We start from the raw sequence: 16,797 nt of genomic DNA, 5'->3' as shown, positions 1-16,797 counted from the left end.
ACCCCGGGGGCCCGCCCCACGGCGGAGTGGCCATCTTCACTCGGGCCGCTACCTCGCAGCCGGAGCCCCGGGCACGCCCTTCGGGGCCGGGGCGGGCCGGCCCGCGAGGAACGACGCCCAGCCCTGCTTCGGCGCCTCGCCGACCTTCAGCCTGCGCAGCCTCTCCAGCGTCGCCGGGTCCTGGGCGTCCAGCCAGTCCGCGAGCTGCCGGAACGACACACAGCGCACCTCCTCCTTGGTGCACACCGTCTCGATGACCTCCTCGACGGCCCGCATGTAGGTGCCGCCGTTCCAGGACTCGAAGTGGTTGCCGATGATCAGGGGCGCACGGTTGCCGTCGTAGGCCCGGTAGAAGCCCTTGAGCAGGCCGTCACGCATCTGGTCGCCCCAGAAGTCATGCATGGCGGGGTTGCCCTGGGTGGTGGTGCCCGACTGGTTGACCATGAAGTTGTAGTCCATGGTGAGCTGCTCGAAGGAGTGGCCGGGGAACGGCACGAGCTGCATGGACAGGTCCCACAGTCCCTGCTTCCGCTTCGGCCACACCTGGTCGGTGACGCCGCTCGTGTCGTAGCGGAAGCCCAGGTCGCGGGCCGCCTCCATGAAGTTGCGCTGGCCTTCGAGGCAGGGGGTGCGGGCGCCGATGAGCTCCTTGTCGTAGTCGAAGGGCAGCGGGGACGCGTTCTTCATCCCGGCGTTGGTCTTCCAGGTCTTCACGAACTGCTTGGCCTGGGCGACCTCGTCCTTCCAGTCCTGCACGGACCACTCGCCGACCCCGCCGCCGCTGCCGCAGAAGTGGCCGTTGAAGTGGGTGCCGATCTCGTTGCCCTCCAGCCACGCCAGGCGCAGCTGCTTCACGGTGGCGGCGATGCCGCGGCGGTCGCTGAAGCCGATGTCGGAGCGGCCCGGGGAGTGCTGGGGCGGCCGGTAGAGGTCCCTCTTCTCCTCCGGCAGCAGGTACACGCCGCTCAGGAAGTAGGTCATGGTCGCGTTGTTCTGCCGGGCGACCTTGCGGAAGTGGGAGAACAGCCTCTGGCTGTCCTCGCCGGCGCCGTCCCAGGAGAAGACGACGAACTGCGGGGGCTTCTGGCCGGGCCGCAGCCGCTCGGGTCTGGGCAGGTGGGGCTGCGCACCGGTGTAAGCGGTGGAGCCGTCTCCGATCAGCCGGACCGCGCTCTTCGGCGCCTTGGCCGGCTTCGCCTTCTGCGGGGCGGGGGCCTCCTGCCGCGATGTGCCGGTCCCGCAGCCGGCGAGCGATGCGGCGCAGAGCGCGGCGATCACGGAGCCCGCGGCGATCCTGTGGGTGGCTGCCATGTTCCGCCCACCTTCTTCCTTCTCTCGGGTGCGGACAGCGCCGCCAAATTCGCACGAGACCGAGAAGGAATTAGTGCGACAAGCCGATCACATGGCCACTTCACTCTCTGGGGTGATTTATTCGCCCATTTGCCCGTAAAGTCCTTGCTTCCCCTTTACTCTGCATTACGATCCGTTTACCGAGCGTTGAATCATCCCGCCGATTTACACCGTGACCACGGCCGCGACCGGCCCCCGCCCTGAGCGGAGAGCCCCGTTGCGCGACCGCGCAGCCCCGGAGGAGACGGGAAAGAACATGTCAGCCTGCGTCCCCACCCGTGCCGCCGATCCGAACCGGACCGAACGCACCCATCCACCCCACAGCCCGCCGCCGGGCGGCCCCCGCCGCTTCCGGATCGCGGGTGCCGACGTGTCGGCCTCGATCGCGGTCTTCCTGATCGCCCTGCCCCTGTCCCTGGGCATCGCCCTCGCCACCGGCGCACCGCTCCAGGCCGGCCTCGTCGCCGCCGCCGTGGGCGGGCTCGTCGCCGGACGGCTCGGCGGCTCCCCGCTCCAGGTGAGCGGGCCGGCCGCCGGACTCACCGTCGTCACCGCCGATCTCATCCAGCGCTACGGCTGGCGGACGACCTGCGCCATCACGGTCCTCGCCGGCCTCGCCCAACTCGGCCTGGGCTGCCTGCGCGTGGCCCGTGGCGCCCTCGCCGTCAGCCCCGCCATCGTGCACGGCATGCTCGCCGGGATCGGCGTGACCATCGCCGTCGCCCAGCTGCACATCGTGCTCGGCGGCACACCGCAGAGTTCCGTCCCGGACAACCTCCGCGCCCTGCCCGCCCAGTTGGCGGACATGGGCCTCGCGGCCGTGTCGGTGAGCGCGCTGACCCTGGCGCTGCTGCTGCTCTGGCCGAGACTGCCCGGCCGGGCCGGACACCTGCTGCGCAAGGTCCCGGCCGCGCTCGTCGCCGTGGCCGGAGCCAGCGCGGCCGCCGCCCTCGCCGGGCTCCGCCTGCCCAAGGTCGACCTGCCGACCTGGAGCAACCACGCCCTGGCCGGGCTGCCCGAGGGTCCCGTGCTCGGCCTCGTCGCCGCGGTGCTCACCACCACGCTGGTGTGCAGCGTGCAGTCGCTGCTCGGCGCGGTCGCCGTGGACAAGCTGGTGGCCGGCCGCCCGGGTCTGCCCGCCCGCGTCCGGCGCTCCGACCTCGACCGCGAACTGCTCGGGCAGGGCGCCGCCAACATCGTCTCCGGCTCCCTCGGCGGACTGCCCATCGCGGGCGTGGCCGTGCGGACTTCGGCGAATGTGCACGCGGGCGCGGTGAGCCGGAACTCCACGATGCTGCACGGCGTTCTCGTAGTGATCGCCGCGCTGCTGATGGTCCCGATCCTGGAGCTCATCCCGCTCGCCTCGCTCGCCGCCCTGGTGATGGCCGTCGGCATCCAGATGGTGTCCCTGCACCACATCCGCACGGTGACGCGCCACCGAGAGGTGTGGGTCTACGCCGTCACGACCCTGGGCGTGGTGTCCCTCGGCGTTCTCCAGGGCGTGGCCCTGGGCATCGCCATGGCCGTCGGCGTCGCCCTGCACCGCCTCACCCGCACCCGCATCACGCACGAAGAGACGGAAGGAGTCCATCACGTACACGTCAGAGGACAGTTGACGTTTCTCGCGGTGCCACGGCTCAGCCGGGCCCTGCATCTCGTACCCCACGGGGCCGACACCGTCGTCGAGCTGGACGGGTCGTTCATGGACCACGCGGCGTACGAGACGTTGCAGGACTGGCAGAAGACGCACACCGCGCAGGGCGGCACCGTCGAGATCACCGGCCGGCACCCCGGCACCCGCATCTCCGAGCCCCAAGCCGTCACCGGCTGCCGCTGCCGGCCCTGGACGCCCTGGCGCAACCACCAGTGCGACCGCCCCCAGCCCGCTCCCCTTGCCCGCAACGACCGGGGCGGGACGGACCGCACCGAGCCGGACCCGGCAGGCACCGGCGGAGCCAGTGGGCACGAACTGGTGCGTGGCATCAGCGCGTTCCAGCGCAACACCGCGCCCTTGGTCCGCAGCGAGCTGGCCCGGCTGGCGCGAGAGGGGCAGCGGCCGTCGCAGCTCTTCCTGACCTGCGCCGACTCACGACTGGTCACATCGATGATCACCTCCAGCGGTCCAGGCGACCTGTTCGTCGTGCGCAACGTGGGCAACCTCGTCCCACGGCCGGGCGAGGAGAGCGGCGACGACTCGGTCGCGGCCGCGATCGAGTACGCCGTCGACGTGCTGCGGGTGCGGTCCATCACGGTGTGCGGGCACTCGGGCTGCGGCGCCATGCAGGCGCTGCTCAACTCCGAACCCGGCGGCGCCCAGACCCCGCTGAAGCGGTGGCTGCGGCACGGGCTGCCGAGCCTGGAGCGCATGGCCGACGACAGCCTGCCGTGGGGCAGCCTGGCCGGGCGGGCGCCCGAGGACGCGGTCGAGCAGCTCTGCCTGACCAACGTGGTCCAGCAGTTGGAGCACCTGCGCGCCCACGACTCGGTGGCCCGGGCCCTCGACGAGGGCACGCTGGAGTTGCACGGGATGTACTTCCACGTGGGCGAGGCCGAGGCCTACCTGCTCACCGAGACGGACGACGGCGTCGTCTTCGACCGCGTACGCGAGGCGGACCTGACGGCGTGAGCGCGTGACGTCGTGAGCCCGTGTCGCCGTGACGTCGTGAGCCTGTGTCGGCGAGACGTCGTAAGTCCGTGTCGGCGTCTGCCCGGCACGGGCGCGGGTGAGCGGCCCGGACGGCCTCACGGCCCCGACGGGGCCCGACGGCCTGCGGGGGCCGCACACCCCCACCGCCTGCGCACCACACCCCGCCCCCTTGGGTGACGCGCGTTACACAGGCTGAACTTTCCCAGGTCGGCGTCCGTGGGTACGGATGACGCCGGCCGCCGACACCACAGCCCGACAGGTCTAAACCAATCGGCAGTCGGCCCTTGTCATCGCACCCCCGGGTCTGATGAGCTGTGGCCTGGGACACAACGGACACCCTGGGAAAGGCAGATGCCGTGAGCAACGAAAGCCTGGCCAACCTGCTCAAGGAAGAGCGCAGGTTCGCACCCCCCGCCGACCTGGCCGCGAACGCCAACGTCACCGCGGAGGCGTATGAACAGGCCAAGGCTGACAGGCTCGGCTTCTGGGCCGAGCAGGCCCGTCGGCTGACCTGGGCCAAGGAGCCCACCGAGACGCTCGACTGGTCGAACCCGCCGTTCGCCAAGTGGTTCAAGGACGGCGAGCTCAACGTCGCCTACAACTGTGTCGACCGCCATGTGGAGGTCGGGCACGGCGACCGTGTCGCGATCCACTTCGAGGGCGAGCCCGGCGACGGCCGCGCCATCACCTACGCCGAGCTCAAGGACGAGGTCTCCAAGGCCGCCAACGCGCTGCTGGAACTGGGAGTTCAGGCCGGCGACCGGGTCGCCGTCTACATGCCGATGATCCCCGAGACGGCGATCGCGATGCTGGCCTGCGCCCGCATCGGCGCCGCGCACTCCGTCGTCTTCGGCGGTTTCTCCTCGGACGCGCTCGCCACCCGTATCCAGGACGCCGACGCGCGCGTGGTCATCACCTCGGACGGCGGCTACCGGCGCGGCAAGCCGTCCGCGCTGAAGCCGGCCGTGGACGAGGCCGTCGAGAAGGCGGGCAACGTGGAGCACGTCCTGGTCGTGCGCCGCACGGGCCAGGAGGTCGCCTTCACCGAGGGCCGCGACGTGTGGTGGCACGACATCGTGCAGCGGCAGAGCGCCGAGCACACCCCGCAGGCGTTCAACGCCGAGCACCCGCTGTTCATCCTCTACACCTCGGGCACCACGGGTAAGCCGAAGGGCATCCTGCACACCTCCGGCGGCTACCTCACCCAGACCGCCTACACCCACCACGCCGTCTTCGACCTCAAGCCGGAGACGGACGTCTACTGGTGCACCGCCGACGTCGGCTGGGTCACCGGCCACTCGTACATCGTCTACGGCCCGCTCGCGAACGGCGCGACGCAGGTGATGTACGAGGGCACCCCCGACACGCCGCACCAGGGCCGCTTCTGGGAGATCGTGCAGAAGTACGGCGTGACGATCCTCTACACCGCGCCGACCGCGATCCGCACGTTCATGAAGTGGGGCGACGACATCCCCGCCAAGTTCGACCTGTCCAGCCTGCGCGTGCTGGGCTCGGTGGGCGAGCCGATCAACCCCGAGGCGTGGATCTGGTACCGCAAGAACATCGGCGGCGACCGCACCCCGATCGTCGACACCTGGTGGCAGACCGAGACCGGCTCGATGATGATCACCCCGCTGCCGGGCGTGACCGCGACCAAGCCCGGCTCCGCGCAGACCCCGCTGCCCGGCATCGCCGCGACGGTCGTCGACGACGAGGCCAACGAGGTGCCCAACGGCGGTGGCGGCTACCTGGTGCTGACCGAGCCGTGGCCGTCGATGCTGCGCACCATCTGGGGCGACGACCAGCGGTTCATCGACACGTACTGGTCGCGCTTCGAGGGCAAGTACTTCGCCGGTGACGGTGCCAAGAAGGACGACGACGGCGACATCTGGCTGCTCGGCCGGGTCGACGACGTCATGCTCGTGTCCGGGCACAACATCTCCACCACGGAGGTCGAGTCCGCGCTCGTCTCCCACCCCTCGGTCGCCGAGGCGGCCGTGGTCGGCGCGGCGGACGAGACGACGGGGCAGGCGATCGTCGCCTTCGTGATCCTGCGCGGCACGGCCTCCGAGACCGAGACCCTGGTCGACGAGCTGCGCGCGCACGTCGGCACCGCCCTCGGCCCGATCGCCAAGCCCAAGCGGATCCTGCCGGTGGCCGAGCTGCCCAAGACCCGCTCCGGCAAGATCATGCGGCGTCTGCTGCGGGACGTCGCCGAGAACCGCCAGCTCGGTGACGTCACCACGCTGACCGACTCCACGGTCATGGACCTGATCCAGGCCAAGCTCCCGGCCGCGTCCAGCGAGGACTGATCACCGCACAGGCATGGCGCTGCGGACGAAGGGGCACCCGGCGATCGGACGCCGAGTGCCCCTTCGGTACCCCGGTGGCGATCACCGGGTGCGTTCGGCCACATGTTTTCCTAGGATGTCTCCCTAGGGTGTTTACCTGAACTAAGAAAAACAATTGCTCCATGGTGCGCCGGGAAGTCTGGTCGGCATGTGTTCAGCCCTGCCCACCGACCGGAGGTCTCCCCCGTGACCGCGCCCCGCCCCTCCACCCCCCGCAAGGTCCTCGGCCGGCTCTCCCTCCCCGAGCGGACCTACGTGGCGGACGCGCTGCGCACCGAGACCGTCGGTGGTGTGCTGCTGCTCGCCGCCGCAGTCACCGCGCTGCTGTGGGCGAACATCCCCGCACTCCACGACAGCTACGAGAGCGTCTCCCACTTCCACGTCGGCCCCGCCGCCCTCGGCCTGGACCTGTCGGTCGCGCACTGGGCCGCCGACGGGCTGTTGGCCATCTTCTTCTTCGTCGCCGGGATCGAACTCAAACGCGAGCTCGTCGCGGGTGATCTGCGCGATCCCAAGGCCGCCGCGCTGCCGGTCGTCGCCGCGCTGTGCGGGATGGCCGTACCGGCGCTCGTCTACGTCCTCACCAACGTCACCGGAGGCGGTTCCCTGGCCGGCTGGGCCGTGCCCACCGCCACCGACATCGCCTTCGCGCTCGCGGTGCTCGCGCTCATCGGCACCTCCCTGCCGAGCGCGCTGCGGGCCTTCCTGCTCACGCTCGCCGTCGTCGACGACCTCTTCGCGATCCTGATCATCGCGGTGTTCTTCACCGACGACCTGAACTTCGCCGCGCTCGGCGGCGCCGTCGCGGGTCTGGTCCTCTTCTGGCTGCTGCTGCGCAAGGGCGTACGCGGCTGGTACGTGTACGTGCCGCTCGCGCTCGTCATCTGGGCGCTGATGTACAACAGCGGCATCCACGCCACCATCGCCGGTGTCGCCATGGGGCTGATGCTGCGCTGCCACCGCCACGAGGGTGAGGACCACTCCCCCGGCGAGCACATCGAGCACCTCGTACGGCCCCTGTCGGCAGGGCTGGCCGTACCGTTGTTCGCCCTGTTCAGCGCGGGTGTCTCGGTGTCCGGCGGCGCGCTCGTCGAGGTGTTCGCCACGCCGGAGACGCTCGGCGTGGTCCTCGGACTCGTCGTCGGCAAGACGCTCGGCATCTTCGTCGGCACGTGGCTGACGGCCCGTTTCACCCGGGCCTCGCTCAGCGACGATCTCGCCTGGGCGGACGTGTTCGCGGTGGCGAGTCTCGCCGGCATCGGCTTCACGGTCTCGCTGCTGATCGGCGAACTGGCCTTCGAGGGCGACGAGACGATGACCGGCCAGGTCAAGGCCGCCGTGCTGCTGGGCTCGCTCATCGCCGCGACACTCGCGACGGTCCTGCTGAAGATCCGCAACGCCAAGTACCGCCGCCTGTACGAGGCCGAGGAGCGCGACGAGGACCTCGACGGCATCCCGGACGTCTACGAGGAGGACGACCCGGCGTACCACGAGCGCCTGGCCGCCCTCTACGAACGCAAGGCCGCCGACCACCGCCGGATCGCCCAGGAGAAGGCGGCCGCGCGCCACGGGCTTGCCGAAGTACCGGGCGGGGCAGGCGATGACCACCACCGTCCGGCATGATCTGACGGGACGGTACAAAAGACGGGACCGTACGCAGTCAGGCCCTACGCAGTCGGACGACTGCGGCCGGTCAGGCAAAGACGCGGAAATCGGACCGTACGCAGAAGAGGGAGACCGCGATGAGCGCACCCGACGGCAGCCCGGTCGGCGCCGAACGCACCATCGGCCAGCTGTTCGCCTCGGCGACGGCGGAAATGTCGGCGCTGGTGCACGACGAGATCGCGCTGGCGAAGGCGCAGCTCAAGCAGGACGTGAAGCGCGGCGCGACCAGCGGCGGCGCCTTCTCGATGGCGGGGGCGGTACTGCTGTTCTCCCTGCCGATGCTGAACTTCGCGCTGGCGTACGGCATCCGCACCTGGAGCGACTGGAACCTCGCGATCTGCTTCCTGCTGTCCTTCGCGGCGAACGTGCTGGTCGCGGTCGTGCTCGCGCTGATCGGCGTGGTCTTCGCGAAGAAGGCCAAGAAGAGCAAGGGCCCGCAGAAGGTCGCCGCCTCGATGAAGGAGACCGCGGGCGTCCTGCAGAAGGCCAAGCCGCACCCGCGTCCGGAGCTCGCGCAGGACCGGGTCCCCGAGGCCATCGAGGCTGTGGCACGCTCGTCGTCATGACCGACCCCGCCACACCTTCGGCACAACCGGCCTCGGCCGTGCGGCTGGACGGCCCCTGGAGCCACCGCGACGTCGCCGCCAACGGCGCCCGCTTCCACATCGCCGAGCTGGGTGACGGGCCGCTGGTCCTGCTCCTGCACGGCTTCCCGCAGTTCTGGTGGACCTGGCGGCACCAGCTGGTGGCGCTCGCCGACGCGGGCTTTAGGGCCGTCGCCATGGACCTGCGGGGCGTCGGGGGCAGCGACCGCACGCCGCGCGGTTACGACCCCGCCAACCTCGCGCTCGACGTCACCGGCGTCATCCGCTCCCTCGGCGAGCCCGACGCCGCGCTGGTCGGCCACGACCTGGGCGGGTACCTCGCGTGGACGGCCGCCGCGATGCGCCCCAAGCTGGTGCGGCGGCTGGCCGTCGCGTCCATGCCACATCCGCGGCGCTGGCGCTCGGCCATGCTGCGGGACGTCAAGCAGACCCGCGCCGGTTCACACATCTGGGGGTTCCAGCGGCCCTGGATCCCGGAGCGGCAGCTCACCGCCGGCGACGGGGCGCTGGTGGCCGAGCTGATCCAGGACTGGTCCGGGCCGCGCCCGCCGGAGGAGGAGGCGCTGGAGATCTACCGCCGGGCCATGTGCATCCCCTCCGCCGCGCACTGCGCGGTCGAGCCGTACCGCTGGATGGTGCGCTCCCTGGCCCGCCCGGACGGCATCCAGTTCAACCGCCGGATGAAGCGCCCCGTGCGTGTACCGACGCTCCATCTGCACGGCTCGCTCGACCCCGTGATGCGCACGCGCAGCGCGGCCGGATCCGGCGAGTATGTCGAAGCCCCGTACCGCTGGCGCCTGTTCGACGGCCTCGGCCACTTCCCGCACGAGGAGGACCCGGTCGCGTTCTCCTCGGAACTCATCAACTGGCTGAAGGATCCCGAACCCGATCGGTGACCGGGTGACCGCGACCGGTATCCGCACGTGAACGCTTGTGCTACGAACGGCCAATTGCCTGGCGCATAGGCCAATTGGACGCCCCGGGGGCGGTTATCGACCATGAGGCGGGGGCACACGTCGGGGTATGGGCTGGACGCACGACTACAGTGACGCAAGCCGCAATCGCCGCTCGGCGGGCGGTGCGAACCCCCACCAGCGAAGCGGCGCACCGCAGATGGCGACCGCGGACCCCAGGGTCGGGATCCCGCGCATCCTCCGCCGCCGGGCCCGCTGGGTCTCCGTACGTCTGCGCCACACACGCGACTGAGGCGTCACCCGCGTGAGTGACCCGTCGGCTGCCCCGCTCCAGCACCACACCTAGAGCGCGCAGCTGTCGCTGCCCACCTGCTGGTTGGCGTTGCGCCCCTTGGTGATGTCCTCCTGGATCTCGTCCACGGTCAGCGCGTAACCCGTCTCGACGTCGTCGAGGGACTTGGCGAAGACTACGCCGTAGACCTTGCCGTCGGGTGTGAGCAGCGGGCCGCCGGAGTTGCCCTGGCGGACGGTCGCGTAGAGGGAGTAGACGTCGCGGCGGACCGTGCCGCGGTGGTAGATGTCCGGGCCGTTGGCCGTGATGCGGCCACGCACGCGTGCGGCACGCACGTCGTACGCCCCGTTCTCCGGGAAGCCCGCGACGATCGCGCCGTCGCCGCTGCCCGCGTCCTCGGTGGTGAACCGCAGCGCGGGCGCCTCCAGGTCCGGCACGTCCAGTACGGCGATGTCGCGCCGCCAGTCGTAGAGCACGACCGTGGCGTCGTACTTCTTGCCCTCGCCGCCTATCTGCACGGTGGGCTCGTCGACCCCGCCCACCACGTGCGCGTTGGTCATCACGCGGCGGTCGTCGAAGACGAAGCCGGTGCCCTCCAGGACCTTGCCGCAGCTCGGGGCGGTGCCCATGACCTTGACGATGGAGCGCTGGGCGCGGGTGGCCACCGGGCTGTTCGCCAGGGCCGGGTCCGGCGGCTGGACGTCGGTGATCGGCTCGTTCGCGAACGGGCTGAAGACCTGCGGGAAGCCGTTCTGCGCGAGGACCGACGAGAAGTCCGCGAACCAGGTGGCGGCCTGGTCCGGCAGCGCCTGGGAGACGCCGAGCAGCACCTTGGAGTTGCGGACCTCCTTGCCGAGCGTCGGCAGCGTGGTGCCCGCGAGGGCCGAACCGATCAGCCAGGCGACCAGGAGCATCGCCACGACGTTGACGAGCGCACCGCCGGTGGCGTCCAGGGCCCGGGCCGGGGACCAGGTGATGTGCCGGCGCAGCTTGTTGCCGAGGTGCGTGGTGAGGGCCTGGCCGACGGATGCGCAGACGATGACGACGACGACCGCGACGACGGCCGCGGTCGTGCTCACCTCCGCGTTGTCCGTGATCGCGTCCCAGATGACGGGCAGCGCGTACACGGCGACGAGACCGCCGCCCAGGAAGCCGATCACCGACAGGATGCCGACGACGAATCCCTGGCGGTACCCGACGACCGCGAACCACACGGCGGCGACCAGCAACAAGATGTCCAGCACGTTCACGAAGGCCACCCTGTCATGCGCGCCAGTCGAGCGGGACCTGCTTCTCGCGGTCCCAGGGCCGCTCCCAGCCCGAGTAGTGCAGCAGCCGGTCGATGATTCCGGCCGTGAAACCCCAGACAAGTGCCGATTCGACCAGGAATGCCGGACCTCGGTGGCCGCTGGGGTGGACGGTGGTGGCGCGGTTGGCGGGATCCGTGAGATCCGCCACGGGGACGGTGAAGACCCTGGCGGTCTCGTTCGGATCGACGACCCCGACCGGGCTGGGCTCGCGCCACCAGCCCAGCACCGGGGTGACGACGAAGCCGCTGACCGGGATGTACAGCCGGGGCAGGACGCCGAACAGCTGGACGCCGGAGGGGTCGAGGCCGGTCTCCTCCTCCGCCTCCCGCAGGGCCGCCCGCAGCGGGCCGTCGCCACGCGGGTCGCCGTCCTCCGGGTCGAGGGCGCCGCCGGGGAAGGAGGGCTGGCCGGCGTGCGAGCGCAGGGAGTGCGCGCGCTCCATGAGCAGCAGCTCCGGCCCGCGCTCGCCCTCACCGAAGAGGACCAGCACGGCGGACTGCCGCCCGGCGCCGTCCTCCGGCGGCAGGAAGCGGCTCAGCTGCCGCGGCCGGACCGTCTCCACGGCGTGCACCACCGGGTCCAGCCAGCCGGGCAGGCCCTCCTTGCTCACCGTCACCGGCCCGCCCTGTGTGTCGCTCGCCCGTGTCATCGCCACCCCTGTCGTCCTGCCGCTTCCAACGCGCGGCGGCCCTGAGATCGTTCCGTGAACGGCCGCGATCCCCTGATCGAGGGGTTCGTGGGGCAGCTCATCCGGCCCCCAGCGGCGGCGCCGGTTTGCCGCCCGCGTCCAGGTAGGCCTGCGGGGGGTTCAGACGCTGGCCGGGGAAGCCGCCCTTCTCGTACTTGAGCAGCTTCCCGGCCTTCTCCGGGTCGGTCTCGCCCTCGCCGTACGCCGGGCAGAGCGGGGCGATCGGGCAGGCGCCGCACGCGGGCTTGCGGGCGTGGCAGATCCGGCGGCCGTGCCAGATCACGTGGTGCGAGAGGTCCGTCCAGTCGCTCTTCGGGAACAGCGCGCCGACCGCGGCCTCGATCTTGTCCGGGTCGGTCTCGGCGGTCCACTGCCAGCGGCGCACCAGGCGCTGGAAGTGCGTGTCCACGGTGATGCCGGGCCGGCCGAAGGCGTTCCCGAGGACGACGAACGCGGTCTTGCGGCCGACGCCGGGCAGCTTGACCAGGTCCTCCAGCCGACCGGGGACCTCGCCGCCGAAGCCCTCCACGAGGGCCTTGGACAGCCCTATGACCGACTTGGTCTTGGCCCGGAAGAAGCCGCACGGGCGGAGGATCTCCTCCACCTCCTCCGGGTTGGCGGCGGCCAGGTCCTCGGGGGTGGGGTACTTGGCGAAGAGGGCGGGGGTCGTCTGGTTGACGCGCAGATCGGTCGTCTGGGCGGACAGGACCGTCGCGACCACGAGCTGGAAGGGGTTGGTGAAGTCCAGCTCGGGGTGGGCGTACGGGTAGACCTCGGCGAGCTCGCGGTTGATACGGCGGGCCCGGCGGACCAGGGCCGTACGGGACTCACCACTCGGGGGGTGGACGACGGTCCTGGCCGGGGCGGTGCCCTTGATACGGGCCGTGGCCTTCTTGGGGGCGACAGTGACCTTCTTGGCGGCGGGGGCCTTTTTGGCGGGCGCGGCCTTCTTCGCAGGCACGGCCTTCTTCGCGGAAGCGGCCTTCTTCGCGGAAGCAGTCTTCTTCACCGAGGCAGCCTTCTTCGCGGACGCGGCTTTCTTCACGGCCGCAGCCTGCATGGCAGATGCCTGCTCACTCGCGGCCCCGGCCCTCCTGGCAAGCGTCTTCTTCGCCGGCGCCGACTTCCCGGAAGGCTCCGCCTCCCCTGTCGCTTTCGCCGTTTTCCTACCGCCATCGGGGCTCTGTTCGCCCACGGCGGAATCGCGACGTACAACCACCCGCGTAGCCCCCTCGGCCTGTGCTCTCACCGGCGATTTGGACACCCGGCCAGCCTAAGGCCCGGCACCGACATCCGCCCCGGACCCCGAAGATCGGCGCCCAATTGGACCCCTGCCGCGTACCCCGGGACAGGTGTGCGGCATCCTTGTGACAGATCACACTGTTTGGACCGTCCGGCAATATGGGCACCACGGTGCCTTGGTACGCGGGGGCAACAGCCCCTGAGCAGGTCGACAAGGAGAGAACTCGTGGACGACGTTCTGCGGCGCAATCCGCTCTTCGCGGCGCTCGACGACGAGCAGGCCGCGGAGCTCCGCGCCTCCATGAGTGAGGTGACCCTCGCGCGCGGTGACTCGCTGTTCCACGAAGGTGACCCCGGCGACCGCCTGTACGTGGTCACGGAGGGGAAGGTCAAGCTCCACCGCACGTCCCCCGACGGCCGCGAGAACATGCTGGCCGTGGTCGGCCCCGGCGAGCTCATCGGCGAGCTGTCGCTGTTCGACCCGGGCCCGCGCACCGCGACCGCCACGGCGCTGACCGAGGTCAAGCTGCTCGGCCTCGGCCACGGCGACCTCCAGCCCTGGTTGAACGCCCGCCCCGAGGTGGCCACGGCGCTCCTGCGCGCCGTCGCGCGCCGGCTGCGCAAGACCAACGACGCGATGTCCGACCTCGTCTTTTCGGACGTCCCGGGCCGTGTCGCCCGCGCCCTGCTGGACCTGTCCCGCCGGTTCGGCGTGCAGTCCGAGGAGGGCATCCACGTCGTCCACGACCTCACGCAGGAGGAGTTGGCCCAGCTGGTCGGCGCGTCCCGCGAGACGGTCAACAAGGCACTGGCGGACTTCGCCCAGCGCGGCTGGCTGCGCCTGGAGGCCCGCGCGGTGATCCTCCTGGACGTGGAACGCCTCGCCAAGCGCTCGCGCTGACGCGCACGCTCCCCTGGCCGCATCGGGCCCTGTCTCCTCGCGGGACGGGGCCCGACGTCGTACTCGGCACGAAAACCAGCCGCGCCGGCCTCCCCCTTCACGGCACAGTGACCGCATGGCCGGAACCCTTCGACGCCCGGGACTCGACGCCCAGGGCTTCATCGCCCGGGAGGGCTCCCTCGCGCGCGTGCCCGACGCCTTCCGTCCGGTCGTCACCGCGACGGTGCAGCGGCTGGCCGACGTGTTCGGGGCGCGGCTGCACAGCGCGTACCTCTACGGGTCGATCCCGCGCGGCACCGCGCGCGTGGGGCGCAGCGACCTCGACCTGCTGCTCGCCCTGCGTGAGGAGCCGACCGACACGGACCGGGCCGAGGCCCGTGCCCTCGGTGCGGCGCTGGACGAGGAGTTCGGGCAACTCGACGGGCACGGGACGCTGCTGTTCAGCCGGGCGCGGCTGCTGAGCGACCTGGAGCGGTGCGACCTGGGGTGGTTCGTCGCCTGCCTGTGCACCCCTCTGCTGGGCGAGGACCTGACCGCGCACCTGCCGCGTTACCGCCCCGACTCGCTGCTTGCCCGCGAGACCAACGGCGATCTGGCCCTGCTCCTCCCTCGCTGGCGCCGGCGGATCGCCGAGGCGGGCGGCACGGAAGAGGCCCGCCGTCCCCTCGTCCGCTTCATGTCCCGGCACCTCGTGCGCACGGGCTTCACCCTCGTCATGCCTCGCTGGAACGGCTGGACCAGCGACCTACGGGAGATGGCCGAGGCGTTCGCCCGGTACTACCCGCGGCGCGCCGAGCAGCTGCGGGCCGCGGCCGTCCTCGGCCGGGAGCCGACGGGGGACGCCGCCGTGCTCGCGTCGTACGTCGACGATCTGGGGCCCTGGCTCGCCGGGGAGTACGCGCGCGTGCACGGCGTCAAGGCGCCGCGTCCTTGAAGGCCCTAGATGAGCCCGTGCTCCTCCAGGTAGTCCAACTGCGCCCGTACGGACAGTTCCGCCGCCGGCCACAAGGAGCGGTCGACGTCGGCGTAGACGTGGGCGACGACCTGCCCGGGGGTCCGGTAGCCGTCCTCGACGGCCGTTTCCACCTGGGCGAGGCGATGGGCGCGGTGGGCGAGGTAGTACTCCACGGCGCCCTGGGCGTCCTCCAGGACCGGGCCGTGGCCCGGGAGCACCGTGTGGACGCCGTCGTCGACCGTGAGGGACCTGAGGCGCCGCAGGGAGTCCAGGTAGTCGCCGAGCCGGCCGTCGGGGTGGGCCACGACCGTCGTCCCGCGGCCCAGGATCGTGTCGCCGGTCAGGACCGCCCGGTCGGCGGGGAGATGGAAGCAGAGGGAGTCGGCGGTGTGGCCGGGGGTCGGGACGACCTTCAGTTCGAGGCCGCCGGTGGTGATCACGGCCCCGGCGGCCAGACCCTCGTCGCCCAGCCGCAGTGCCGGATCGAGCGCACGCACGCGCGTGCCGGTCAGTTCCGCGAACCGGGCGGCGCCCGCCGCGTGGTCGGGATGACCGTGGGTCAGCAGGGTCAGGGCGACCCGCTTGCCGGCCTGCTCGGCCGTGGCGACGACATGGCGCAGGTGCCCGTCGTCCAGCGGGCCCGGGTCGACCACCACCGCCAGGTCCGAGTCGGGCTCGGAGAGGATCCAGGTGTTGGTGCCGTCCAGGGTCATCGCCGACGGGTTGGGGGCCAGGACGTTGACGGCCCGCGCGGTGGCGGGACCGGAGAGGACCCCGCCGCGAGGCTGGCCGGGAAGGGCTGCTGCGTCCGTCATGCGGTGGCTCCACCGGTCGGGGCGGTCGGGATGTGCTTGGTGAACTCGTCGTGGCCCGGCCAGGAGAGCACGATCTCGCCGTCCACCAGGCGGGCGGTGGCCAGGACGGGCGTGAGGTCACGCCCCGGGGCGGCCGCGAGCGCCTGGGCGGCGCTCTCGTACGCCGTCAGCTGGCGCAGGGTCGCGATGGTCGGCGGCATCATCAGCAGCTCGCCCCTGTCGTACCCGGCCGCCGCCTCGCCCGGCGCGATCCACACCGTGCGGTCGGCCTCCGTGGAGGCGTTGCGGGTGCGCTGCCCCTCGGGGAGGGCGGCCACGAAGAACCAGGTGTCGTAACGGCGGGCCTCGAACTCCGGGGTGATCCAGCGGGTCCAGGCGCCGAGCAGGTCGGAGCGCAGGACCAGGCCGCGGCGGTCCAGGAACTCCGCGAAGGACAGGTCCCGGGCGACCAGGGCGGCACGGTCGGCCTCCCAGTCGGCGCCGGTGGTGTCGCCGACGACCGAGTCGGGAGCCGGGCCGGCGAGCAGCACGCCCGCCTCCTCGTACGTCTCCCGTACGGCCGCGCAGACGATCGCCTGGGCCGCCGTCTCGTCGACGCCGAGCCGGTCCGCCCACCACGCGCGCGTGGGGCCCGCCCAGCGGACCTGGTGGTCGTCGTCCCGGGGGTCGACGCCGCCGCCCGGATACGCGTACGCGCCTCCGGCGAAGGCCATGGAGGCGCGTCTGCGCAGCATGTGGACGGCGGGGCCGGTGCCGGTGTCCTTCAGGAGCATGACGGTGGCCGCGCGCTTCGGGGTGACCGGGGTGAGGGTGCCGGCCGCGAGTGCGCGGATGCGGTCCGGCCACTCCGGGGGGTACCACTGACCGTTCGCCATGGGCGCGAGGCTATCCCGTGACGGGCGGATGTTCGAGTGGCCCTGGAGACGGATTCCGCAGCTAGGGCGTGTCCGCAAAGTCCCGTCGTCCGCCCGGAGGGCGGGCCTCGCGGCGTCCGGTGCGTGCTCTGGGGGTCCCCCCGGCCGAAGGCTGGGGGAGTGCCGGGCGGACGCCCGCGTACTGGTT

Annotated in this window: 14 protein-coding genes; 8 read left to right on the top strand and 6 right to left on the bottom strand. The window is 71.6% G+C overall.

From position 1 onward, the window contains the following. Nucleotides 1-48: 48 nt before the first annotated feature. Complete coding sequence (locus QC385_RS33445; RefSeq protein WP_279545112.1) at nucleotides 49-1,311, bottom strand: hypothetical protein; 1,263 nt, start codon at nucleotides 1,309-1,311, stop codon at nucleotides 49-51. 295 nt (nucleotides 1,312-1,606) lie between these two features. Here QC385_RS33445 and QC385_RS33440 point away from each other — a divergent pair, with 295 nt between their 5' ends. From QC385_RS33440 to QC385_RS33415, 6 genes are all read left to right on the top strand, one after another. After that, nucleotides 1,607-3,976 (top strand): bifunctional SulP family inorganic anion transporter/carbonic anhydrase, encoded by a 2,370-nt coding sequence (locus tag QC385_RS33440; protein WP_279545111.1) that lies wholly within the window; start codon nucleotides 1,607-1,609, stop codon nucleotides 3,974-3,976. A gap of 377 nt (nucleotides 3,977-4,353) precedes the next feature. Then, nucleotides 4,354-6,309, top strand: a complete 1,956-nt coding sequence (gene acs / locus QC385_RS33435; RefSeq protein ID WP_279545110.1) for an acetate--CoA ligase — start codon at nucleotides 4,354-4,356, stop codon at nucleotides 6,307-6,309. 225 nt (nucleotides 6,310-6,534) lie between these two features. Beyond that, a complete protein-coding gene (gene nhaA, locus QC385_RS33430) occupies nucleotides 6,535-7,971 on the top strand; it encodes a Na+/H+ antiporter NhaA (protein WP_279545109.1) in 1,437 nt (478 codons plus the stop codon). Nucleotides 7,972-8,090: 119 nt separating this feature from the next. Beyond that, nucleotides 8,091-8,579, top strand: coding sequence for a phage holin family protein (locus QC385_RS33425; protein ID WP_020271817.1), 489 nt, complete (start codon nucleotides 8,091-8,093; stop codon nucleotides 8,577-8,579). Beyond that, on the top strand, nucleotides 8,576-9,514 hold the full coding sequence (locus QC385_RS33420) for an alpha/beta fold hydrolase (RefSeq protein WP_279545108.1): 939 nt from the start codon (nucleotides 8,576-8,578) through the stop codon (nucleotides 9,512-9,514). Before QC385_RS33425 ends, QC385_RS33420 begins: the two co-directional genes overlap by 4 nt. 127 nt (nucleotides 9,515-9,641) lie before the next feature. Then, nucleotides 9,642-9,824 carry a hypothetical protein gene (locus QC385_RS33415; protein WP_078602692.1) on the top strand — a complete coding sequence of 61 codons (183 nt, stop codon included), beginning with the start codon at nucleotides 9,642-9,644 and terminating at the stop codon, nucleotides 9,822-9,824. A gap of 50 nt (nucleotides 9,825-9,874) precedes the next feature. On the opposite strand, the gene QC385_RS33410 is transcribed toward QC385_RS33415, so the two are convergent. From QC385_RS33410 to nth, 3 genes are all read right to left on the bottom strand, one after another. Further along, nucleotides 9,875-11,074, bottom strand: a complete 1,200-nt coding sequence (locus QC385_RS33410) for a MarP family serine protease (RefSeq protein WP_279545107.1) — start codon at nucleotides 11,072-11,074, stop codon at nucleotides 9,875-9,877. Nucleotides 11,075-11,087: 13 nt separating this feature from the next. Then, on the bottom strand, nucleotides 11,088-11,783 hold the full coding sequence (locus tag QC385_RS33405; RefSeq protein WP_086603735.1) for an NUDIX hydrolase: 696 nt from the start codon (nucleotides 11,781-11,783) through the stop codon (nucleotides 11,088-11,090). A 97-nt stretch (nucleotides 11,784-11,880) separates the two neighbouring features. Then, nucleotides 11,881-12,882 (bottom strand): endonuclease III, encoded by a 1,002-nt coding sequence (gene nth / locus QC385_RS33400; RefSeq protein WP_279545106.1) that lies wholly within the window; start codon nucleotides 12,880-12,882, stop codon nucleotides 11,881-11,883. A 408-nt stretch (nucleotides 12,883-13,290) separates the two neighbouring features. Here nth and QC385_RS33395 point away from each other — a divergent pair, with 408 nt between their 5' ends. Continuing rightward, entirely contained in the window at nucleotides 13,291-13,965 is a 675-nt protein-coding gene (locus QC385_RS33395; protein WP_010031945.1) for a Crp/Fnr family transcriptional regulator, read from the top strand. 115 nt (nucleotides 13,966-14,080) lie between these two features. Next, the gene (locus QC385_RS33390) at nucleotides 14,081-14,899 is read left to right on the top strand and encodes a nucleotidyltransferase domain-containing protein (RefSeq protein ID WP_279545105.1); all 819 of its coding nucleotides are present in this window, start codon (nucleotides 14,081-14,083) and stop codon (nucleotides 14,897-14,899) included. A 5-nt stretch (nucleotides 14,900-14,904) separates the two neighbouring features. Here QC385_RS33390 and QC385_RS33385 read toward each other — a convergent pair whose 3' ends face one another. Together QC385_RS33385 and QC385_RS33380 are read right to left on the bottom strand one after the other, a co-directional pair. Further along, nucleotides 14,905-15,735: an MBL fold metallo-hydrolase gene (locus QC385_RS33385; protein ID WP_279545104.1), complete on the bottom strand. Its 831-nt coding sequence runs from the start codon at nucleotides 15,733-15,735 to the stop codon at nucleotides 14,905-14,907. Further along, nucleotides 15,732-16,610, bottom strand: a complete 879-nt coding sequence (locus QC385_RS33380) for an NUDIX hydrolase (RefSeq protein ID WP_279545103.1) — start codon at nucleotides 16,608-16,610, stop codon at nucleotides 15,732-15,734. Before QC385_RS33380 ends, QC385_RS33385 begins: the two co-directional genes overlap by 4 nt. Nucleotides 16,611-16,797: the final 187 nt, after the last annotated feature.

The sequence above is a fragment of the Streptomyces sp. DH10 genome (genome assembly GCF_029813805.1).
Classification (GTDB): Bacteria; Actinomycetota; Actinomycetes; order Streptomycetales; family Streptomycetaceae; genus Streptomyces; species Streptomyces coeruleofuscus.
Note: the sequence above shows the minus strand (reverse complement) of the source record. Positions and strands in the feature narration are given on the sequence as shown.